Source organism: Luteimonas sp. GW821-FHT14E02 (assembly GCF_058803905.1).
This window is the reverse complement of the sequence record NZ_JBXAPK010000011.1, coordinates 57036-77368: the sequence shown is the minus strand read 5'-3', so window position 1 is coordinate 77368 and position 20333 is coordinate 57036. Positions and strand designations below refer to the sequence as shown.

Sequence of the window (20333 nt, the reverse complement as noted above, 5' to 3'; positions counted from 1 at the left end):
CAACACGATGGCGGCATCCGAACTCAGCCCGGACGCCGCGTATGCATTACGCGATCGTGACCGAAACCTGGCCACCAGAAGTCAACGGCGTTGCGCTGACGGTGCAGTCGTTGGAACAGGGACTGCGTTCGCGCGGGCACGAGGTGTCGCTGGTGCGGCCGCGCCAGCATGCCGGGCAGCAATCTCTCGCCCATGAAACGTTCGTGCGTGGCGCGGGGTTGCCACGCTATCCGGGATTGAAGTTCGGATTCCCGGCCACGCGCCGGTTGTCGCATCTGTGGAGCACACACCGCCCCGATGCCATCTATGTCGCCACGGAAGGCCCGCTTGGATGGTCGGCCTTGCGGGCAGCGCGCAAACTCGGCATCCCAGCCGCCACTGGGTTCCACACACGCTTCGACAGCTACATGCGCGATTACGGCGCGGCCTTCCTGGAAGGAACGGCGCTGCGCTGGATGCGCTATTTCCATAACGGCGCCGACGCGACGCTGGTGCCGACGCGTGAGTTGCAGTCTTTTCTTTCCAGGAACGGCTTCGATAACGTGAAGTTGCTTCCGCGTGCCGTAGACACGGTCCTGTTCGATCCCGCGAAGCACGACCCCGCCCTGCGCGCCGAATGGGGTATCACGGAAGACACCGTGGCGGTAGTGCACGTGGGGCGTATCGCCGCGGAAAAAAACCTGGCGCTGGCGGTGCGTGCCTTCCGTGCCCTGCAGACGGTGCAGCCGGATGCGCGCTTCGTCTGGATCGGCGACGGGCCGGCACGCGAGCGCCTGCAGCGCGAGCATCCGGACTTCATCTTCCGCGGCGTGCAGCGCGACGATGCGCTCGGACGGCATTTCGCCAGCGGCGATCTGTTCCTGTTCCCCAGCCATTCGGAAACTTTCGGCAACGTGACGCTCGAGGCAATGGCCAGCGGGATTCCCACCGTGGCATTCGATTACGGCGCGGCGCACGAATATCTGCGGCATGGCGTGCATGGCGCCGCCATTGCCGACGGCGACGATGAGGGCTTCATCGAAGCTGCCTGCAGGATCGGGCGCGATCCCGCATTGCGGGCCGCGATGGGTGCCGCCGCACGCAGCGCGGTCGCCAGCCTGCGGCCGGAGCAGGTCGCGGCGGAATTCGACAACATTCTTGAAGGGCTCGCACGAGCACGAGGAGGCGCCGATGCAGGCACTGTCGCCGCGTAGCCGCATGCTCGCCCGCGAATCGGGCTGGTGCCTGCGGGCAAACCGATACGGTGCGCGCGACGGCGTGCGTCGCTTCTTCGCCATCGTCAGCCGGCTCGGCGACGGCGCGTTCTGGTATGCGCTGATGGCGATCCTCGTGCTCTTCGATGGGTACGACGGCTTGTTCGCTTCCGCGCACATGGCTTGTACCGGTCTGATTGCATTGCTGTTGTACAAGGGGCTGAAGCGCTGGACGCGCAGGCCGCGTCCATTCGCGTCCGATGTGCGCATCCGCGCCTGGGTGGCACCACTGGACGAGTTCAGTTTCCCGTCCGGGCATACGCTGCATGCCGTCGCCTTCACGCTGGTTGCGATCGCGCACTATCCGGCTCTCGTCTGGGTGCTGGTACCGTTCGCGGCGAGCGTGGCGCTGTCGCGGGTGGTGCTCGGTCTGCACTACCCCAGCGATGTGCTGGCGGCGACCGCGATCGGCAGCGGGCTGGCCGGGTTTTCGTTGTGGCTCATTCCGAACGCAACCCTGTTCGGGTGAGGCGGGACGCTACGATTCGAGGCTGTGCGCGTCAGAATGCCCGGCCAGGATCACCTGACCGGGCACTTTCCTCCCTCATTGCGGCAACGTCGTGGTCCGGTACCAGTCGACGCGCCGCGTGATCACCATGATCGCCGCAAGAATCACGAACAGCAGGCCGGATCCGAGCACCAGGGCGTTGTCTTCGGATACCAGCAAACCATAGAGCGCAGCATAAAGCGTCGCGAGCATCGCCGAGAACCCGATGCCTCTGGCCACGCTATGCAGGACATTGCACAGATAGAATCCGATCAATCCGATACACGCCGCACTCGCCACCAGATAAGCCAGACCAAAAGCAATGTGCTCGGACAGGCTGACCAACAGCAGGAAGAAGATTGCCAACGCCAGCCCGACCAGTCCGTACTGGATCGGGTGGATGCGAAGTTGCTTGATCAGCTCGAACATGAAGAATCCGACGAAAGTCAGCATCACGAACAGCAGTCCATACTTGGTGGCGCGATCGGCTTGGGAATAGACGTTGACTGGTTCCACAAGCGAAACGCCCATCAGATCGAGCGTGCCGGGAGCGCCAGAAGCAAGCGCGGAGATCTGGTCGGACCCGATGCGGCTGCCACGCAGATACTGGGCCTGTGCATTGCTCGCCAGCGATGAGACTTCCCATGTCGCCTTGAAGCCGGCGTCGTCCACCTTGCGCGTCCGCGGCAGGAAGGCACCGTTGAATTGCGGATGCGGCCAGCGCGAATCGAGTTCGAGTCTGTTGCTGTCGCCAAGCGGCGCGAACGCAAAGGCTTCACTACCTCCGACTTCGATCTGCAATTGCGTCGAAAATGCCATCTGCGCTCCCGCAGCCGGTGCTCCGAAACGTGTATGCAGTCCCGGAGCATCGCTCGCACCCAGTCCCCGCTCCAACGAGACTTCCTTTCCATCGACCCGCAGCTTCGGCATTCCGCGCAATCCGCGCACGTCGGCGATGCCGTAGGCCAGCCAGGGCCGCCCGATCTTGCGCGGCAGGTTGGGGTCGACATCACGCGGTATGGTGACGTCGAACCGTGCTCCTATCGTGCCGGCAAGCGAAAACATCCGCACTTCGTGCAGACCGAGACGGCGCGTGTAGGGCTCCATCCGTCCGGAGAGCGCCAGTGATCCTGGAAAGAAGATCCACTGTCCGCTCTCGCCATCGCGCTTCACCTTACGCATCACTTCGCCGGCCTTGTTGGTTTCCTCAACTTCGATGGTCTCGGTGTAAGGCACCACCAAAACCGGGCCGGCCACGCCCTGCGCGCCTGCCTCGCTGCGCGCGATGGTGGCCACCGCCTGCTCGCGGTAGGCCTGACGTTCCGAGATCGTGCTGCGGATCATGCTCAACGGGATCAGGATCAGCAGCGTGAGCACCACAACAATGGCAATCTTGAAAATCGACGAAATCCTGGAAACGAGCTGCACGGGAATCCTCCTCTGTCGTATTGCAGGACAGGATTCCGCAGGCATGCGGGGCCGCGATGGCGGCATGGTGAAGTCAGGGTGAAGTCAGCCCTTGGGCAGGTTCAATGTCGCCAGGGCTCCGCCGCCATCACGATTGGCCAGGACCGCATGCCCCCCATGCAGATCCGCCACCTGCGCGACGAAACACAGCCCCAGTCCGCTGCTGCGGCTGCCACCACCGGGGCGCGGGAGGGAGTAAAAACGTTCGAAGACGCGGCCGATGGCGTAGTCCGGGATGCCCGGGCCACGATCGGCCACGATGATGCGTGACGTCTCGTCGTTGTTGTCGACGCTGACTTCGATCCGGGAATCGCGCGGCGCGAAGTCGATCGCGTTGTCGAGCAGGTTGACCAACGCCTGACGTAGCAGGAAGCGATCGCCACGCACTACCGCATCGTTCGCAACGGGCAACGCGATTACGACACCGGCATCGGCGGCTTTCTGTTCGACCTGGGTCGTGGCGTCCCGCAGCAGTTCGTCCAGCTCGATGGCGTCCGGTTCTTCGATGCGCTGGCGATGCTCGACCGCCGCCAGCGCCAGCAGCTTGTCGATCGTCTGCGCCATCCGCTCTCCCTGCGCGCGGATCGCGGCCACGAAGCGCGCGCGATCCGCTTCGGGCAGTGGTGGCTGGCCGGGATGCGGTTCCAGCAGTTCCGCGGAACCGCGGATCGCCGAGAGCGGGCTCTTCAGTTCGTGCGTCAATGCATGAACATACTGCTCGACGTATTGCTTGCCTTCCAGACGCGTGCGCATGGTCTCGAGCGCGCGGCCGAGGTCCGCGAACTCGCCAGCGGAATCAGGGAGCTGTGCACGCTCGCCCGCCGTGACCGCGTTGGCGTATCGGCGCAATCCTCCGAGTTGACGTGACAACCACCACGCGGCCATCAAACCTACGAGCAATGCCGTTCCCAGCAACACCAGCCCCCAACTCATCACCACCCGCTGGCTGCGGGCGATGAACGGCGCGAGCACCTGATTGGGTTTCGCGACGGTCAGGACACCGATGATGCGACCATCGACATCGCGGATCGGCGCGGCGACATGCATGACGCTGGTGTTGTCGTCGTCGGGATCGGTGCGCGTGGAGCGCGCGCCGTACTTTCCGCGCAAGGTGAGATAGACATCGTTCCAGCGCGAATAGTCCTTGCCGACGTCCCGCCCGGTCGAATCGAACACGACCATGCCGCGCGCGTCGGTGATGTAGACGCGATAGCTCACCTTGCCCTTCTTGAACCCCCAGATGTTGGCGCCCACTTGCCGCTTCGCCAGCGCATGCATGCGTTCGGCGAAGCGTCCGTCGTTGATGCTGCCGCCGATGAAATCGTCGCGGACGAGTTCGGCCAGGACATTGGCGGTGTCGGCCAGGGTATCTTCCACCGCCTGGCGCACGCCTGGCTTCACCTCCTGGATGAATACCCGTGCCAGCAGAACCCCCGCCAATGCGACGATGAGGAAGTAACCGAGCAGGATGCGCAGACCGATCTTCATGACGCGGCCTTAGGTGATCTCCAGCGAATAACCCAGACTCCGGTGCGTGCGGATCGGATCGACCTCCGGCGCGATCGCCTTGAGCTTCGCGCGCAACGTCTTGACGTGGGTGTCGACAGTGCGGTCGCCGCTTTCCAGCGCGTCGCCCCAGACGCGATCCATCAATTGCCCGCGCGACAGCACCGCGCCGGGGCGCGACAGCAGCGCGGCCAGCAAGCCGTATTCGTATCGCGTCAAATCCAGCATCTGTCCACGGTAGCGGATGCGCTTGCCCTCGCCGTCGTGTTCGAAATCGCCGTGTCGCTGCGATGTGCCCGCGCTCGTCGTGCCCGTGCTCGTGATGATCCGGCGCAGCACCACGCGCACGCGCGCGACCAGTTCGCGCGGCGAAAATGGTTTAACGACGTAGTCGTCGGCGCCGAGTTCGAGGCCCAGCACGCGATCCATCTCGGCATCACGCGCGGTCAGGAAGATCACCGGCAGGTCGCGATCGCGGCGCAATTCCCGGCACAGGGCGAATCCGCCGATGTCCGGCAGGCCGACGTCCAGGATGGCCAGGTCGAAGGTGTGTTCTCGCGCAGCCTGCAGCGCCTCGTGTCCGGCCAGGCAATGCGTCGCCGTGAATCCTTCCGCGCGCAGGGCATACAGCACGGTGTCGGCGATGGCGCTTTCGTCTTCGACGAGCAGGATGTTGGGCATTGGGACGGCGGATCCGGGACGGGAAAAGCGTAACCCCTTTCCGTCATTCCCGCTTCGGCATCCCGGCGGCGCGCTTCGGCGCGGGCATGACGGGTAGCGGTAAAACCTCCATACTTTTCCCGTCTCCCGCGCATCTATCCCTGTGAACTATCGCCATGCCTTCCACGCCGGCAACCACGCCGATGTGCTCAAGCACGTCGTGCTGCTGGCGATCCTGGATGCTCTGCGGGAAAAGGATGCGGCCTTCTTCGTGCTCGACACGCATGCCGGGCGCGGCCGTTACGTGCTGGCCGAGGAGGCAAGCCGCAAGACCGGCGAATCCGATCTCGGCATCCTGCGCCTGGCCGGCGACGGCTCGACGCCGCCCGCGATCGCGCGCTATCTGCATGCCGTGGCGGCCCACAACACGCCGGGAACATGGGACATCTATCCAGGCTCGCCGCTGCTGACGGCGGATGCCCTGCGCGCGCAGGACCGTCTGGCCGCCTGCGAACTCGAGCCCGGAGAAGCGGCCGCCCTGAAATCACTGTTCGCCGGCGACGCGCGCGTGGCCGTGCACGCGCGCGACGGCTACGACGCGATCAAGGCGCTGCTGCCGCCCCGGATCGGGTCGACGCGCTACGCACGCGGCCTGGTGCTGATCGATCCGCCCTACGAGGCGCAGGAGGCCGAGTATCCCCGCATTCTCCAGGCCCTGGAGGAAATCCTGACGCGCTGGCCGCAGGCGATCTGTGCCGTGTGGTATCCGATCAAGCAGCGCCGCAGCCTGTTGCCGTTCCTGCGCAAGGCCGCCGCCCTGCCGGCCAGACATGCCGTCGCGAAGCCGGCACTGCTGGCCGAACTGCTGGTGCGCCCGGACGATTCGCCGCTGCGCTTGAATGGCAGCGGCATGCTGCTCTTGAACCCACCGTGGAAGATCGACGAGCGGCTCTCGCCCGCCCTGCCGATCCTGCGTGACGCACTGGGAGAAGATGGTGCTTCCTGGCGACTGGACTATCTGCGCGCCTCTGGATAGCCGCTCGCTTCCGGCTTGATCCGTCCGCACTGACGGTCGCCGCGGTATGCCAGAATGTGGCAACCGCACAATCATCAATCCCATGGCCGGATCCAGCCTGTTCGCCCTCATCGACGATATCGCCACCCTGCTCGACGACGTGTCGGTGATGACGAAGGTGGCCGCGAAGAAGACCGCCGGCGTGCTCGGCGATGATCTCGCGCTCAACGCGCAGCAGGTATCCGGCGTCAATGCCGACCGCGAGCTGCCCGTGGTCTGGGCGGTGGCGAGAGGCTCGCTGCTCAACAAGGCGATTCTCGTTCCGGCTGCGATCGCGATCAGCGCGTTCGCGCCCTGGGCGATCACGCCGCTGCTGATGCTCGGCGGTGGATTCCTCTGCTACGAGGGCGTGGAAAAGCTCGCGCACAAGTTCCTGCACAGCAAGACCGAGGACGAGCAACACCACGCGGAACTGGTGCATGCGGTGCAGGACGAGAAGGTCGACATCATCGCGTTCGAGAAGGACAAGATCAAAGGCGCGATCCGCACCGACTTCATCCTCTCGGCGGAAATCATCGTCATCTCGCTCGGCAGCGTCGCCGGACAGGATCTGACGCGCCAGATCTCGGTGCTGGTCGCGATCGCGCTGATCATGACGGTCGGCGTCTACGGCCTGGTCGCCGGCATCGTCAAGCTCGACGATCTCGGCCTGCTGCTGAGCCGCGACGCGCGCCAAAACGCATGGGCGCGGTTCAAGCGCGGTGTCGGCGCGCTGATCCTGCGCGCCGCCCCCTATCTGATGAAAACGCTGTCCATCGCCGGCACGGCCGCGATGTTCCTGGTTGGTGGCGGCATCCTCGTCCATGGCATCGCGGCACTCCATCATCTGATCGAACCGTATACCGGCGGCGCGCTGGGAACGGTGGTGAGCCTGCTCTTCGATGCCGTCGTCGGCATCGTGACGGGCATCATCGTGCTGGCCGTGGTTGCCGTGATCTCACGCCTGCGCAAGCCCAAGCACGCCTAGAGCGCCTAAACTCAAGAACGGGAACGGGCCCACGCGCGTAGCGCGAACCCAGTCCCGCATGGGATGGGCCCATACCGTCCAGGGCATGCCGTCCATAGGGCATGCCGTCTAGAGCATGCCGTCTAGAGTCAGTCTTCACCTTCCCTATGCGAGCATGGGCCAATGGCTGCTCGCAACCGTCTTCCGCCCTGGCATGAAGAAGTCCGACTCGCCAACGGGCGCGACCTCCTGATCCGACCGATCCGGGCCGATGACGCCGGCCCGCTGCAGGCCGGCTTTGGCCTGCTGCAGCCCGACGAGATCCGCCAGCGCTTCCTCTACGCGCTCAAGGAGCTCTCGCCAGAGATGGCGCAGCGGCTCACCCAGCCGCATCCCAAGACCGAATTCGCCCTGGTCGCCGCCGAGCCACTGCCGCCCGGAGAGGCGCTGATCGGGGCCGTGGCCCGCGTCTCGATCACTCCCGGCACGCAGGATGCCGAATTCGCGATCCTGGTGAGCCGCTACATCGCCGGCATGGGCCTGGGCCGCCATCTGATGCGCCGCCTCGTGCGCTGGGCGCGCGGCAAGAAGCTCAAGCACCTCTACGGCGATGTGCTGGAGAGCAACGTGCCGATGCTCTCGCTGGTGCAATCGCTGGGCTTTCGCCGCGAAGTCGCCGATACCCCGGGCCTGATCCACGTGGTGCTGGATCTGGAGTGAGAATCTGAAGTGAAATGGCGGCGCCGGCGCATGGATTCCCATCCGCCGGCGCCTGATTGCATGGAACGCCCGAGCGGGCGTCCCTCTGTTCGATTGGAATTTACTCGATCGGACCGCAGCTGCCGGTACGCCACGTCATGATCCGCGTCCTCTCCCCCCACTCGAAGGGTTGCATGCCGTTGCAGTAGCCGGCGACTTCCGAGCGCTCACCCACTACTTCGCCCTCGCCGTTGTAGTACGTGTAGGTGATCCAGCCATTGGCCGGCACCGGCGGGATCGCCATAGCCGAGAACAGCGTTCCCAGCGCAAGAACGCCACTCACCAGCGCCAGCTTGGTCACGGTGCTCATGCCCTTCCTCGTGTTCTTCATGTGATCGATTCCTTTGATTGGTTTGATTGTCAATGCAACGATTACATCCATCGCCCGCACCGCCGCCACGCATGACGGCTCCTGGCTGGCGGGTTGCGCGACCGATGTTCAGTAGGGCTGTTCGCCGTCGCAGGCATAGACCTGTGTCGTCGAATTCGCGGTCGTGCGGCCCCACGATCCGATCGAACAGTCGCCCCAGCTCTCGGCTCCGACGATGGCGCCGCTGTCGTCGTAATAGAACGTCACCCACACATAGCCGGCGGCATATGCCGGTGCCGCGCGTGTTCCCAGCAACGTTCCGAACAATGCCATCGCAAACAGCATTCTTCGCGCCAAGGGCACGAGCCTGATCTTTTTCATCTCCATTCTCCCGGGAATTTGAGAGAGCTGCCGGATCAGTACGGATCGCTCTGGCACGGGCCCTTATCGAAGTCGAAGTGGGTCGTTCGGACGCCCCATTCGACCGGCGCCATGCCCGGACACAGGCCTTGTGAACGCTGGCCCACGATTTCGCCCGAGGCATCGTAATAGGTGTACATCCCCCAGTAACCCGCTGGCGTCACCGGCAGTGCCAGAACGGCGGCCGACGACAAGGCGGTCAGCGCGAACACGCCGCCCAGCAGAAAATTCCTGATGCGCATTCCCTTCTTCACTTCTTTCATGAGCATTGCTTCCTTCAAAAGTGATGGCAACAAACCCTGTTGCCCTGGGTCATTGCGTCCCCATCTACCCGGGACGACGCAATTCGATCCTTCCCCACCAGCATCGGCGCATGCCCGCGAGCAGCCAACGGACAAGTCCCCGCCAACGGCTTGTCCGGTATAACACGGCGTTTCCGCACCCGGCAGTGACGCCGACGCGACGCGCTTGGCAGTACGCGCATGATGCAGTGCAGCTAAACTATCTGGTTTCATGACTCCTCCCAGCGCCCTCGACCTGCTGCCGAAGTCCGGCCAACAACGCGCCTGGTGGCGCGCGCCAGCCAGCGCCAGCGCGCTCGCCTGGAGCATCGCCCGCACCGCCACCGCGCACGCCGGCCCCTTGCTGGTGGTCGCGCGCGACAACCAGAGCGCGCATCAGCTCGAATCCGATCTGCACACGCTGATCGGCCACGACGACACGCTCCCGGTCCTGCCCTTCCCGGACTGGGAAACCCTGCCCTACGACCAGTTCAGTCCGCATCCGGACATCGTGTCGCAGCGCCTGGCCACGCTGTATCGCCTGCCGACGCTCAAGCGCGGCATTGTCGTGGTGCCGGTGCAGACGCTGATGCAGCGCCTGCCGCCGCTGTCGTATGTGGTCGGCAGCGCCTTCGACGTGCGGGTCGGGCAGACACTCGATCTCGATGCCGAGAAGCGCCGCCTGGAAGCGGCCGGCTACCGCAACGTGCCGCAGGTGTTCGATCCCGGCGATTTCGCCGTGCGCGGCGCGCTGCTCGACGTCTATCCGATGGGCGCGGAAACGCCCTATCGCGTGGAGCTGTTCGACGACAGCATCGACACCATTCGCGCCTTCGATCCGGAAAGCCAGCGCTCGCTCGACAAGGTCGATGCCGTGCAACTGCTGCCGGGACGCGAAGTGCCGATGGACGAGGATTCGCTCGAGCGCGCGATGGACGCGCTGCGCGAGCGCTTCGACATCGATACGCGACGCAGCGCGCTGTTCCAGGATTTGAAATCAGGGCATGCGCCCGCCGGCATCGAGTACTACCTGCCGCTGTTCTTCGCGCCTTCCGGCAAGGACAAGCAGTCGACCGCCACGCTGTTCGACTATTTCGACGCCGCGGCGCTGCCGCTGCTGTGCGATGGCGTCTCGGAGGCGGCCGATCATTTCTGGAAGCAGACCGGCGATCGTTACGAGCAGCGCCGGCACGACATCGAACGTCCGCTGCTGCCGCCGAACGAGCTTTATCTGTCTCCCGATGCGCTGCGCGAGCGGCTCAATCTGTCCGAGCGCGTCGAAGTCTGCAATGCGCAGCATCCTCGCCATGCGCAGGCCATGCCGCTCGGCGACCAGCCCGCACCCGACCTGCCCGTCGCCGCCAAGGACGTCGCACCCGCCGCGGCACTGAAATCCTTCCTCGCCGCCTATCCCGGCCGTACGCTGATCGCCACGGATTCGGCGGGCCGGCGCGAAGCGCTTCTGGAAGTGTTGCAGGCAGCGGGATTGCAGCCGGAAGTGCTACCGGATTTCCAGAGCTTCATCCATAGCGGCAAGCCCACGAAGAAAGCCGCGAAATTCTCCATCGCGGTCGCGCCGCTCGACAACGGATTCGCGCTTGATAACGGCTCTGCGCTCGATGCGGACAGCATCGACGGCGGGCCGATCGCCATCCTCACCGAACGCCAGCTGTTTCCCGAGCGCGCTTCGCAGCCACGCCGGCGCAAGCGCGTGGGCCGCGAGCCGGAAGCGATCATTCGCGACCTCGGCGAATTGAGCGAAGGCGCACCGATCGTCCATGAAGACCACGGCGTCGGCCGTTATCGCGGGCTGATCACGCTCGAAGCCGGCGGCCAGCCCGGCGAATACCTCGAGATCGAATACGCCAAGGGCGACCGCCTCTACGTGCCGGTCGCGCAGCTGCACCTGATCAGCCGCTACTCCGGCGCGTCGCCGGAGACCGCGCCGCTGCATTCGCTCGGCGGCGAGCAATGGACCAAGGCCAGACGCCGGGCCGCCGAGAAGGTGCGCGACGTCGCCGCCGAACTGCTGGAAATCCAGGCCAAGCGGCAGGCGCGCGCCGGACTCGCGCTGGATGTCGATCGCTCGCTGTACGAACCGTTCGCCGCGACCTTCCCGTTCGAGGAAACGCCGGACCAGCACAGCGCGATCGAGGCGGTCATCCGCGATCTGTCCTCGTCGCAGCCGATGGATCGCGTGGTTTGCGGCGACGTCGGCTTCGGCAAGACCGAAGTCGCCGTGCGTGCCGCCTTCGTCGCCGCCACCGCTGGCAAGCAGGTCGCGGTGCTGGTGCCGACCACGCTGCTGGCCGAACAACATTACCGCACGATGCGCGACCGCTTCGCCGACTGGCCGATCCGCGTGGAAGTGCTGTCGCGCTTCAAGAGCACGAAGGAGATCAAGGCCGAGCTCGACAAGCTCGCCGAAGGCAAGATCGACGTCATCGTCGGCACGCATCGGCTATTGCAGCCGGACGTGCGCTTCAAGGACCTCGGCCTGGTGATCGTCGACGAGGAGCAGCGCTTCGGCGTGCGCCAGAAGGAAGCGCTGAAGGCGCTGCGCGCCAACGTGCATCTGCTCACGCTGACGGCCACGCCCATCCCGCGCACGCTCAACATGGCAATGGCGGGCCTGCGCGATCTGGCCATCATCGCCACGCCGCCCGCGCATCGCCTGGCCGTGCAGACCTTCGTCGTGCCTTGGGACGATGCGCAATTGCGCGAGGCTTTCCAGCGCGAACTCGCACGCGGCGGCCAGGTGTATTTCCTGCACAACGATGTCGAAAGCATCCAGCGCATGCAGCGCCAGCTGCAGGAACTCGTCCCGGATGCCCGCATCGGCGTCGCCCATGGCCAGATGCCGGAACGCGAACTGGAACGGGTGATGCTCGATTTCCACAAGCAGCGCACCAACGTGCTGCTGTGCTCGACGATCATCGAATCCGGCATCGACATCCCGAACGCCAACACGATCATCATCAATCGCGCCGACAAGTTCGGCCTCGCGCAGCTGCACCAGCTACGCGGCCGTGTCGGGCGTTCGCATCACCGTGCTTATGCCTATCTGGTGACGCCGGATCAGCGTTCGATCACGGCCGACGCGCGCAAGCGCCTCGACGCGATCTCGGCGATGGACGAGTTGGGCGCGGGCTTCACGCTTGCCACGCACGATCTGGAAATCCGCGGCGCCGGCGAATTGCTGGGCGAGGATCAGAGCGGCCAGATGGCCGAAGTCGGCTTCAGCCTCTACACCGAACTGCTGGAACGCGCGGTGCGCTCGATCAAGCAAGGCAAGCTACCCGACGTCGACATGCCCGAGGAACGCGGCGCCGACGTGGTGATGAACGTGCCAGCGCTGATCCCCGACGACTACCTACCCGACGTGCACACGCGCCTGACGCTCTACAAGCGCATCAGCTCCGCGCGCACGGCCGAGGAATTGCGCGAACTGCAGGTGGAGATGATCGACCGTTTCGGCCTCTTGCCGGATGCGGCCAAACATCTTTTCGCCACGGCCGAACTCAAGCTGCAAGCCACCGAACTGGGCATCCGCAAGCTCGATCTCGGGCCGGGCGGCGGGCGTGTGCAGTTCGTGGAGAAGCCGAACGTCGATCCGATGTCGATCATCCGCATGATCCAGGGCCAGCCGAAGCTCTATCAGATGGATGGCCCGGACAAGCTGCGCATCAAGCTGGAATTGCCCGATGCGGCCACGCGCTTCAATGCCGCGCGCGGGTTGCTGACAACGCTGCGGCCCGCGGCTTAGAGGTCTGCCGGGCTATTCCTGCGACCGTTTCGTGGGCTCTTTCGCTTGCGAACCGAAATCGGCGATGCGCCACAGATAGAGGCTGGCGTAGGTGCGATACGGGCCCCAGCGTTCACCACGCTCGACCAATTCCTTGGGCGTGGGCATCTCTTCGAGCTTGTCGACGACCTGCGCCCCTTTGCGGACGCCAAGATCATCGACCGGCAGCAGATCGGGCCGGCCGAGGCGGAACATCAGCATCATTTCCACGGTCCAGCGGCCGATGCCGCGGATCGGGACGAGCGCGGCGACGATGTCGTCGTGGTGCATCGTCGACATGCGGCGCAGATCGGGGATTTCGCCGCGCGATTCGCGCAAGGCCAGATCGCGCAGCGCCAGGGTCTTGTTGCCGGAAACCCCGCAGGCGCGCAGGCCGGCGTCGTCGATGCGGCCGAGGGTGTCGCAATGGAAACGATCACTGCCGATCGCGGCTTCCACGCGCGAAACAATCGTCGATGCGGCCTTGCCGCTGAGCTGCTGGTAGAGGATCGCGCGTGCCAGTGCGTCGACCGGATCGAAGGATTTGCGCCAGCGCGGATCGGGATCGATCGCGCCCAGGCGCTTCATCCAGGTGCCGAGCTTGCGGTCGCGCTTGGTCAGGTGCGCGAAAGCGGCGTCGGTGTCGAATCCTCGGGCGTGTCGTGGCATGGGTGAGAGCGCGTGTGCTAGCAGGCGCCTTCAAGGCGCCTGCTGCGCTTCGGAACGCCCGCCCATGGATGGCCGGGCCTGACGTTCCGAAGGGGAGAATGTTTCGCCATGGAAGGCATCGAGGTGTTCAAGATCACGGCCTGCGCAGCTTACCTGCGCAATGCATCGATTGCATACAGCAGCCAGGCGAGGATCAACAGCGTGCCGCCGAACGGCGCCGTGCGCGCGCGCACGCCGGCGATCTCGGCCAGGGCCAGCGCGCCCGAGAACAGCAGCGTCCCACACAGGATCGCGACCAGGGCAATCCAGGCCAGCCTGCGCAATGATCTGCGCGCCAGGGCCGCGAGCGCGATGCCGTGGCCGAAGGCGAACACGGCCGCCGTCTGCAAACGCGTCTGCGCCTCGCCTTCGGCGCCATGCGCGGCATACGCCGATAACGCCACCGCCGCCGCGGCCAGCACGGCGCCCGCCGACACCAGCCACCGCGCGCCGTTCCCTACGTTCGACATGTTTCCGCCTCCACAAACGCAACGCGCCGCATCACGAGGATGCGGCGCGTCGGTCGATCTTCATCGATGAGTGCGAACGCTTACTTCAGGGTCCACAGGACCTCGTATTCGCCCTCGGCGGTGAACGCCTTGTCGATGCCGTTCTTGTAGATCTCGTATGGGCGATCCGCGACTTCGTAACCCTGGGTCAGCGTCCAGGCGCGCAGTGCGTTGCGGACGTTGTCGAGTTCGGCCATGAAGCCGGTGTAGTACGCCACGGAAACGCGGCCGCCCTTGGTCTGCACGTATTCGACCGGGGCGCCGGCCGGAATCTTGATGTCGAGCTTGTCGCCGGCGGCGGTGATCGGGGTCAGGCTGTCCGGCTTCGGCGCGGCGGCCTCGGCAGTGGCGGCATCGGCGGCCGGCTTGTCGGCCTCGGGCTTGGCTTCCTCGGTCTTCGGCTTCTCGCCGCTGCCGGCCTTGCGCACGGGCTGGGCGATGTCGAAGGTGTAGTTCTCGCGCCCGAGTTCGGTGGAGATGATGCGCATCGGGCCGGCGGCGACCAGGCCGTTGGCATCCATGGTGCGCTTGATCCACTCCATGTTGGCCTTCATAGAGCCCTTGATCGTCTCGTTGTTGCGCTCGATCGAACCGGCCTTCACCACCAGCAGGTCCTCGGCGGGACGCTCGACCACCTGCATGCCGCGCATCTTGGTGCCCGGCACGGCCCAGTCGACGTTCGGCACGGTGGCCAGCATCGTGGTCAGGCGCGCGAGGCCGAGCTTGATGTCGTCGCCGACGTGGCGCTTGACGTAGAGACCGGCGTAACGGCCGAACAGGTTCCAGCCGTAGTTGACGTCGTATTCCTGGGTGATCTCGATGTTGCGCTTCACCGCGCCCTTACCGGTGGGCTTCAGGGTGAAGGTCATGAACTTGTCGCTGCCGCGCTGCGGATTCTCGAGCGCGTACTTGACCTTCTTGCCCGGCTCGGACTCGACGATCTCCCAGCTGCCGTTGCCGATCTGCTTCACATCGGAGCTGTAGCTGAGCTTGGCGCCGACACCGGAACCGGGGCCCGACAATTCGGTCTTGAGGCGGGGATCGCGCAGGAACAGCGGATTCCAATCCTTGAAGCGGCGCAGGCTGTTGATCGTGTCGAAAACGATGTTCATCTTGCGATTGGTTTCGACGCTTTCGCTCAAGTGGCGCTCGGACGGCAACACAAGGCCGACGATCAGCATCAGGGCGGCTACGATTGCGAACGAAATCAGAATCTCGATGAGGCGGGTCATTCAGGGTTCTCCAGGACCTTATCCGGCTGGGGCGGGCACAGACCGGCAATCGTAGCAAGTTTTGGAACCGCGGAGCCGATCGCGGCATCGATCAGCGCCAAATGGCTGGAATGAAATCAAGGGCATAGCCCGTCATCCCCCCGTTCTGCCCTTGTTTTTGGGGCGCGGGGCGAGTTGCGGCGCACAATCGCCCTTGCATCAGACCAATTGCAGCTCGAAGGCCTTCAGCACAGCCCGCGTGCGGTCGCGCACGCCCAGCTTCGAGAGGATGTTCGAGACGTGGTTCTTGATCGTGCCCTCGGCCACGCCCAGCGAATTGGCGATCTCCTTGTTCGAGAAGCCGCTGGCCATCAGCCGCAGGATCTCGGTCTCGCGATCGGTCAGCGGATCGGGCCGGTCGAGGCTGACGAAATCGTTGCGCATGTGTTCCAGGCCCGAGAGCAGGCGCTGGGTCACCGCCGGCTGCACCAGCGAGCCGCCATCGGCCACGGCGCGGATCGCACCGACCAGTTGCTCCAGCGAGACGTCCTTGAGCAGATAGCCCTTGGCGCCGGCCTTCAGTCCGGCCAGCACGAGCTGGTCATCGTCGAACGTTGTCAGGATGATGGTCGGCGGCAAGGCATTGAGGCGTGCCAGCGCCTGCAACGCTTCGAGGCCGGACATCGCCGGCATGCGCATGTCCATCAGCACCACGTCGGGCTTCACCTGCGGGATCAGTTCGACCGCCTGCCGCCCGTCACCGGCCTCGGCAACCACTTCGATGCCGCCGTCGAGGGCCAACAGCGAGCGGATCCCCTGCCGCACCAGCGTTTGATCATCGACCAGACACACACGGATCATGCTGACTACTCCTTGGAAGACTTGTTCGCGTTTCGATCGCGGAATGACGCAGGTGGACGCACGCTCTGGGAATGCGCCGATCCGCACGCGAGGGTGTTCATGGCGCCGCCGCCATGTCGTTATCGAGCCTGACCGCCGGTTCGGGCGCCGGCGGCTCGGCGGGGACCGGAGTCCCCGGTTCCAGCGGCAGCCGCAGGCGCAGGACGAAGCCCTGCCCCGCGGCCGTTTCGGTTTCCAGTTCGCCACCGTACTCGACCAGGCGCTCGCGGATGCCGCGCAGGCCGTTGCCGACCGCCGCGGCATCCTCGGCGCCGCGACCGTCGTCGCGCGCGTGCAGCCGGATGGCGTGCCCATCCCAGCTGTAGCGCAGGCGCAACACCTGGGCCTGGGCGTGGCGAACGGCGTTGGTGATGATTTCCTGTGTGCAGCGCAGCAGGACGTGCGCGCGCTCGGGATCGTCGATCAGGAAGGGCTTCGGCATGGCCATGTCGATGTGCAGGCCGGGGACGTTGTCAGCCAGCGGCAGCAATGTCGCGGCCATGTCGATGGCGTCGTTGTCGCGGATCTGGCTGACCGCCTCGCGCACGTCGCTCAGCAACAGCCGCGCTAGCGTGTGTGCCTGGTCGACGTGCTCATGCGCTTGTCCTTCGGTGAGATGGCTGGCGACTTCCAGGTTCAAGCTCAGCGCGGTCAGATGATGGCCGAGCAGATCGTGCAGCTCGCGCGAGATGCGGGTGCGCTCGTTGACGCGCGCGCTCTCGGCCAGCAGCGCGCGCGTGGCGCGCAGTTCGGCGTTGAGCCGGCGTTGGTCCTCGCGCGCCAGTGACTGCTGGCGCGCCACCATGCTGGTGACGAAGATGAAGACGCAGAAGCCGCCGTACAGAATCGACTGCAGCAGGGCCTCCGCCCACGAGAAGCCGATCCCGAGGAACATCGGCATGACCATCAGCTGGCTGAGGATCAGCCAGGCGATCCCCGCCGGCAGCGGCAGCAGCCACGGCAGCACGCAGGCCACCACCATCAGCAGGATGCTGCCCAGTCCGCTGTTGGTGTAGTAGCTGACGGCCACCGCGCTGATGGTGAGCAACAGCAGCGCGATGAAATCGAAGATGCGGACCCGGCGCGCGCCCAGGGCCTGCGTCAGCCAGGCGTAGCTCGCACCGAACAATCCCCATGCGATCCAGGCTTGCCAGATCGGTTCACCGGCACTGGGGCCGGCTTGCACCGCCAGCTCGATCGCCTGTTCGGCCGGCTGCGACAACACGAGCAACGGCACGCCCACCACGATCCAGGTGAACAGGCCCGCGTAGCGCAGCAGGCGTCGGTGGTCGAGACGGGCGAACATCTTGACATGTTAGGCGCAAACGGCGGGTGAGGACCCCACCGAAAGTCATGTCTGTTTTACGAGTTTGAAACAATTCGGGGTGAGCCGAGCGTGCTTTGCGCGGCATGCCGCGCTGCTTAAGCGAACGCCCGGCCATGAATGGCCAGGCCGGATGGCCCGAAGACAAGGGGTTTGCGCCATGGATGGCAAAAAACGGAACCATCAAACGAAGGTCGCACACGATGGAAAGCGCAGTTTTCATCTCGCGCTTCATCGCTGCCGTCCCTGGCGCGATATCGCGGATTCGGGCCGCCCGCCCGGCCGTCCATGGCCGAGCGCTCAGAAGCGCAGCGGACGCCTTGAAGGTGTCCGCCAAGCACGCGCTTCTTCGCTCATATGCGATAATCCCGCCCCGGTCGTGCGATGCATTTGCGCACCGCCGGCCCAGGACGTTTTTAAGCAGCGAGGAACTCTGGAATGTCGATTGTCATCCGCGACGTGCGCGAGCACGAGCTGGATTCCATCCTTGCCCTGAACAATGCCGCCGGCCCCGTGATCCTGCCGCTCGAAGCCACGCGGCTGCGCCGTTTCTTCGATACGGCCGAATATTTCCGCGTCGCCGAGCGCGACGGGCTGATGGCCGGTTTCCTGGTCGGTTTCGGCCGCACCCCCGAGTATGACCCCGGCCACGACAGCAGCAACTACGACTGGTTCCGCCAGCGCCACGAGCGCTTCTTCTACATCGACCGCATCGTGGTCGCCAGCCGCCGCCGTGGCGGCGGCGTGGGCCGCGCGTTCTATGCCGATGTGCAGAGCTACGCCGAGCTGCGCTATCCGCTGCTGACCTGCGAGGTCTTCATCGAGCACGACAGCGATCCGGCGCGCGTGTTCCACGGCAGCTTCGGCTTCCAGGAAGTCGGCCAGCACGTGATGCCCGAGAACGGCGTGCGCGCCTCGATGCTGATGAAAGACCTGTGCAGCTACGCCTGGGTGCGCGAGCAGTACGGTGACGAGTTGCCCAATGCCCCCTGGCTCACCCGCCCACGCGACCTGTCGCAGGCCCGGCGCGCGACGGGAACCTGAGCATGGCAGCGACACCCTCCTCCCAAATCCCGAACTACGAACTCGCCGGCGAACTGAAGATCGGCCAGGTCGGCATCGCTAACCTGCGCGTGCGCACGCTCGACGTGGCGCAGCTGGCCCAGGAAATGCGCGAGCGCGTCGCCCGCGCGCCGAAGCTGTTCGCGCGGGCCGCGGTGATCATCGATTTCGGCGGCCTCGCCGCCACGCCCGACGCCGCCACCGCCCGCGCCCTGCTCGAGGGCCTGAAGGACGCCGGCGTGCTGCCGGTCGCCCTGGCCTACGGCAGCAGCGACAACGAGAAGCTCGCCGTCGAGCTCGGCCTGCCGCTGCTGGCCAAGTTCCGCGCCCAGTACGAATCCTCGGCCGAGGCGGCCGCGCCGGCCCCGCGGGCAACCTCCGCGCCATCGCCGCAGGCCGCTCCGGACCCCGGCCCGACGCCCCGCCCGACGGCCCCCGCCCCCGGCGGCGAGCCCGGCATGATCCAGACCGCCCCGGTCCGCTCCGGCCAGCAGATCTACGCGGACAACCGCGACCTCACCGTCCTGACCACGGTCGGCGCCGGTGCCGAGGTGATCGCCGACGGCTCCGTTCACATTTACGGCGCCCTGCGCGGGCGGGCGCTGGCGGGCGCCCAGGGCAACGAGAAGGCGCGTATCTTCTGCCGCGAGTTCCATGCCGAACTCGTCGCCGTTGCCGGGCACTACAAGGTGCTGGACGAAATTCCCAAGGAGCTGCATGGCAAGGCCGTGCAGGTCTGGCTCGAAAAAGAAGAACTCAAAATAGCCGCTCTGCAATAATGCGGAGCCCTTCACAAAATCCGCGGGTGTTCCCGCAGGCTTGGCGAGGGCGCGGCACATCGATCAACAGGAGATAAGGCTTTGGCAGAAATCATCGTAGTCACGTCCGGCAAGGGCGGCGTCGGCAAAACCACCACCAGCGCCAGCATCGCCTGCGGGCTCGCGCGCCACGGCAAGAAGGTTGCAGTGATCGACTTCGACGTCGGCCTGCGCAACCTCGACCTGATCATGGGGTGCGAACGGCGCGTGGTCTACGATTTCGTCAACGTCACGCAGGGCGAGGCGACGCTGAAGCAGGCGCTGATCAAGGACAAGCGCTTCGACAACCTGTTCATCCTGGCCGCCTCGCAGACTCGCGACAAGGACGCGCTGACCAAGGAAGGCGTGGAGAAGGTGCTCAACGACCTCGGCGAGGACGGCTTCGACTTCATCGTCTGCGACTCCCCGGCCGGCATCGAGAAGGGTGCGTTCCTGGCGATGTACTTCGCCGACCAGGCGATCGTGGTGGTGAATCCGGAAGTCTCCAGCGTGCGCGACTCCGACCGCATCCTCGGCCTGCTCGACTCCAAGACCCGCAAGGCCGAAGCCGGCGAATCGCCCAAGGCCAACCTGCTGCTGACGCGCTATAACCCGCGGCGCGTCGAAGAAGGCGAGATGCTGTCGATCAAGGATGTGGAGGAAGTGCTCGGCCTGAAGACGATCGGCGTGATCCCGGAATCCGGCGATGTGCTCAACGCTTCCAACAAGGGTGAACCGGTCATCCTCGATCTCGAATCCGAGGCTGGCCTGGCCTACGACGACGCCGTCGCGCGCCTGCTCGGCGAGAACCGGCCGATGCGCTTTACCCAGTTCGAGAAGAAGGGCTTCTTCAGCAAGCTCTTCGGAGGTTGAG

At 65.4% G+C, this 20333-nt stretch carries 20 protein-coding genes; 9 read left to right on the top strand and 11 right to left on the bottom strand.

Annotated elements, in window-relative coordinates:
* The first annotated feature begins 41 nt into the window (after positions 1-41).
* Together AC1RNP_RS16615 and AC1RNP_RS16610 are read left to right on the top strand one after the other, a co-directional pair.
* The gene (locus AC1RNP_RS16615; protein ID WP_493052398.1) at positions 42-1193 is read left to right on the top strand and encodes a glycosyltransferase family 4 protein; all 1152 of its coding nucleotides are present in this window, start codon (positions 42-44) and stop codon (positions 1191-1193) included.
* Positions 1171-1722, top strand: coding sequence for a phosphatase PAP2 family protein (locus AC1RNP_RS16610; RefSeq protein WP_493052397.1), 552 nt, complete (start codon positions 1171-1173; stop codon positions 1720-1722). Before AC1RNP_RS16615 ends, AC1RNP_RS16610 begins: the two co-directional genes overlap by 23 nt.
* Before the next feature lie 75 nt (positions 1723-1797).
* On the opposite strand, the gene creD is transcribed toward AC1RNP_RS16610, so the two are convergent.
* Genes creD through creB form a run of 3 tightly spaced genes read right to left on the bottom strand, consistent with a single transcriptional unit; the run spans position 1798 to position 5394 of the window.
* Positions 1798-3213 carry a cell envelope integrity protein CreD gene (creD, locus tag AC1RNP_RS16605; protein ID WP_493052396.1) on the bottom strand — a complete coding sequence of 472 codons (1416 nt, stop codon included), beginning with the start codon at positions 3211-3213 and terminating at the stop codon, positions 1798-1800.
* Positions 3214-3252: 39 nt separating this feature from the next.
* Entirely contained in the window at positions 3253-4695 is a 1443-nt protein-coding gene (creC, locus tag AC1RNP_RS16600) for a two-component system sensor histidine kinase CreC (RefSeq protein WP_493052395.1), read from the bottom strand.
* Between the two features lie 9 nt (positions 4696-4704).
* Complete coding sequence (creB, locus tag AC1RNP_RS16595) at positions 4705-5394, bottom strand: two-component system response regulator CreB (protein WP_493052394.1); 690 nt, start codon at positions 5392-5394, stop codon at positions 4705-4707.
* A gap of 142 nt (positions 5395-5536) precedes the next feature.
* Here creB and AC1RNP_RS16590 point away from each other — a divergent pair, with 142 nt between their 5' ends.
* The 3 genes from AC1RNP_RS16590 (at position 5537) to AC1RNP_RS16580 (ending at position 8114) form a co-directional block, all read left to right on the top strand.
* Positions 5537-6409: a 23S rRNA (adenine(2030)-N(6))-methyltransferase RlmJ gene (locus AC1RNP_RS16590; RefSeq protein ID WP_493052393.1), complete on the top strand. Its 873-nt coding sequence runs from the start codon at positions 5537-5539 to the stop codon at positions 6407-6409.
* A gap of 82 nt (positions 6410-6491) precedes the next feature.
* Positions 6492-7415 (top strand): DUF808 domain-containing protein, encoded by a 924-nt coding sequence (locus tag AC1RNP_RS16585; protein WP_493052392.1) that lies wholly within the window; start codon positions 6492-6494, stop codon positions 7413-7415.
* A 162-nt stretch (positions 7416-7577) separates the two neighbouring features.
* On the top strand, positions 7578-8114 hold the full coding sequence (locus tag AC1RNP_RS16580; protein ID WP_493052391.1) for a GNAT family N-acetyltransferase: 537 nt from the start codon (positions 7578-7580) through the stop codon (positions 8112-8114).
* A gap of 100 nt (positions 8115-8214) precedes the next feature.
* Here the strand turns inward: AC1RNP_RS16580 and AC1RNP_RS16575 are convergent, their stop codons facing one another.
* From AC1RNP_RS16575 to AC1RNP_RS16565, 3 genes are all read right to left on the bottom strand, one after another.
* Entirely contained in the window at positions 8215-8484 is a 270-nt protein-coding gene (locus AC1RNP_RS16575; protein WP_493052390.1) for a hypothetical protein, read from the bottom strand.
* A 108-nt stretch (positions 8485-8592) separates the two neighbouring features.
* A complete protein-coding gene (locus AC1RNP_RS16570) occupies positions 8593-8844 on the bottom strand; it encodes a hypothetical protein (RefSeq protein ID WP_493052389.1) in 252 nt (83 codons plus the stop codon).
* 35 nt (positions 8845-8879) lie between these two features.
* Positions 8880-9146 (bottom strand): DUF6289 family protein, encoded by a 267-nt coding sequence (locus tag AC1RNP_RS16565; RefSeq protein WP_493052388.1) that lies wholly within the window; start codon positions 9144-9146, stop codon positions 8880-8882.
* Between the two features lie 250 nt (positions 9147-9396).
* On the opposite strand from AC1RNP_RS16565, the gene mfd reads away from it, so the two are divergent.
* Entirely contained in the window at positions 9397-12930 is a 3534-nt protein-coding gene (gene mfd, locus AC1RNP_RS16560) for a transcription-repair coupling factor (RefSeq protein ID WP_493052387.1), read from the top strand.
* 12 nt (positions 12931-12942) lie between these two features.
* Here mfd and AC1RNP_RS16555 read toward each other — a convergent pair whose 3' ends face one another.
* The 5 genes from AC1RNP_RS16555 to AC1RNP_RS16535 form a co-directional block, all read right to left on the bottom strand.
* Positions 12943-13617: a DNA-3-methyladenine glycosylase family protein gene (locus tag AC1RNP_RS16555; protein ID WP_493052386.1), complete on the bottom strand. Its 675-nt coding sequence runs from the start codon at positions 13615-13617 to the stop codon at positions 12943-12945.
* A 149-nt stretch (positions 13618-13766) separates the two neighbouring features.
* A complete protein-coding gene (locus AC1RNP_RS16550) occupies positions 13767-14126 on the bottom strand; it encodes a DUF423 domain-containing protein (RefSeq protein WP_493052385.1) in 360 nt (119 codons plus the stop codon).
* Between the two features lie 80 nt (positions 14127-14206).
* Complete coding sequence (locus tag AC1RNP_RS16545) at positions 14207-15397, bottom strand: polyketide cyclase (RefSeq protein WP_493052384.1); 1191 nt, start codon at positions 15395-15397, stop codon at positions 14207-14209.
* A 198-nt stretch (positions 15398-15595) separates the two neighbouring features.
* Positions 15596-16237, bottom strand: coding sequence for a response regulator (locus AC1RNP_RS16540; RefSeq protein WP_226469841.1), 642 nt, complete (start codon positions 16235-16237; stop codon positions 15596-15598).
* A gap of 97 nt (positions 16238-16334) precedes the next feature.
* Positions 16335-17582 (bottom strand): sensor histidine kinase, encoded by a 1248-nt coding sequence (locus AC1RNP_RS16535; protein ID WP_493052383.1) that lies wholly within the window; start codon positions 17580-17582, stop codon positions 16335-16337.
* Positions 17583-18038: 456 nt separating this feature from the next.
* Between AC1RNP_RS16535 and AC1RNP_RS16530 the strand changes: the two genes are divergently transcribed.
* The 3 genes from AC1RNP_RS16530 (at position 18039) to minD (ending at position 20332) form a co-directional block, all read left to right on the top strand.
* Complete coding sequence (locus AC1RNP_RS16530; RefSeq protein WP_493052382.1) at positions 18039-18644, top strand: GNAT family N-acetyltransferase; 606 nt, start codon at positions 18039-18041, stop codon at positions 18642-18644.
* 2 nt (positions 18645-18646) lie between these two features.
* Entirely contained in the window at positions 18647-19441 is a 795-nt protein-coding gene (minC, locus tag AC1RNP_RS16525; RefSeq protein ID WP_493052381.1) for a septum site-determining protein MinC, read from the top strand.
* 81 nt (positions 19442-19522) lie between these two features.
* On the top strand, positions 19523-20332 hold the full coding sequence (gene minD / locus AC1RNP_RS16520; RefSeq protein WP_493052380.1) for a septum site-determining protein MinD: 810 nt from the start codon (positions 19523-19525) through the stop codon (positions 20330-20332).
* Position 20333 lies beyond the last annotated feature (1 nt).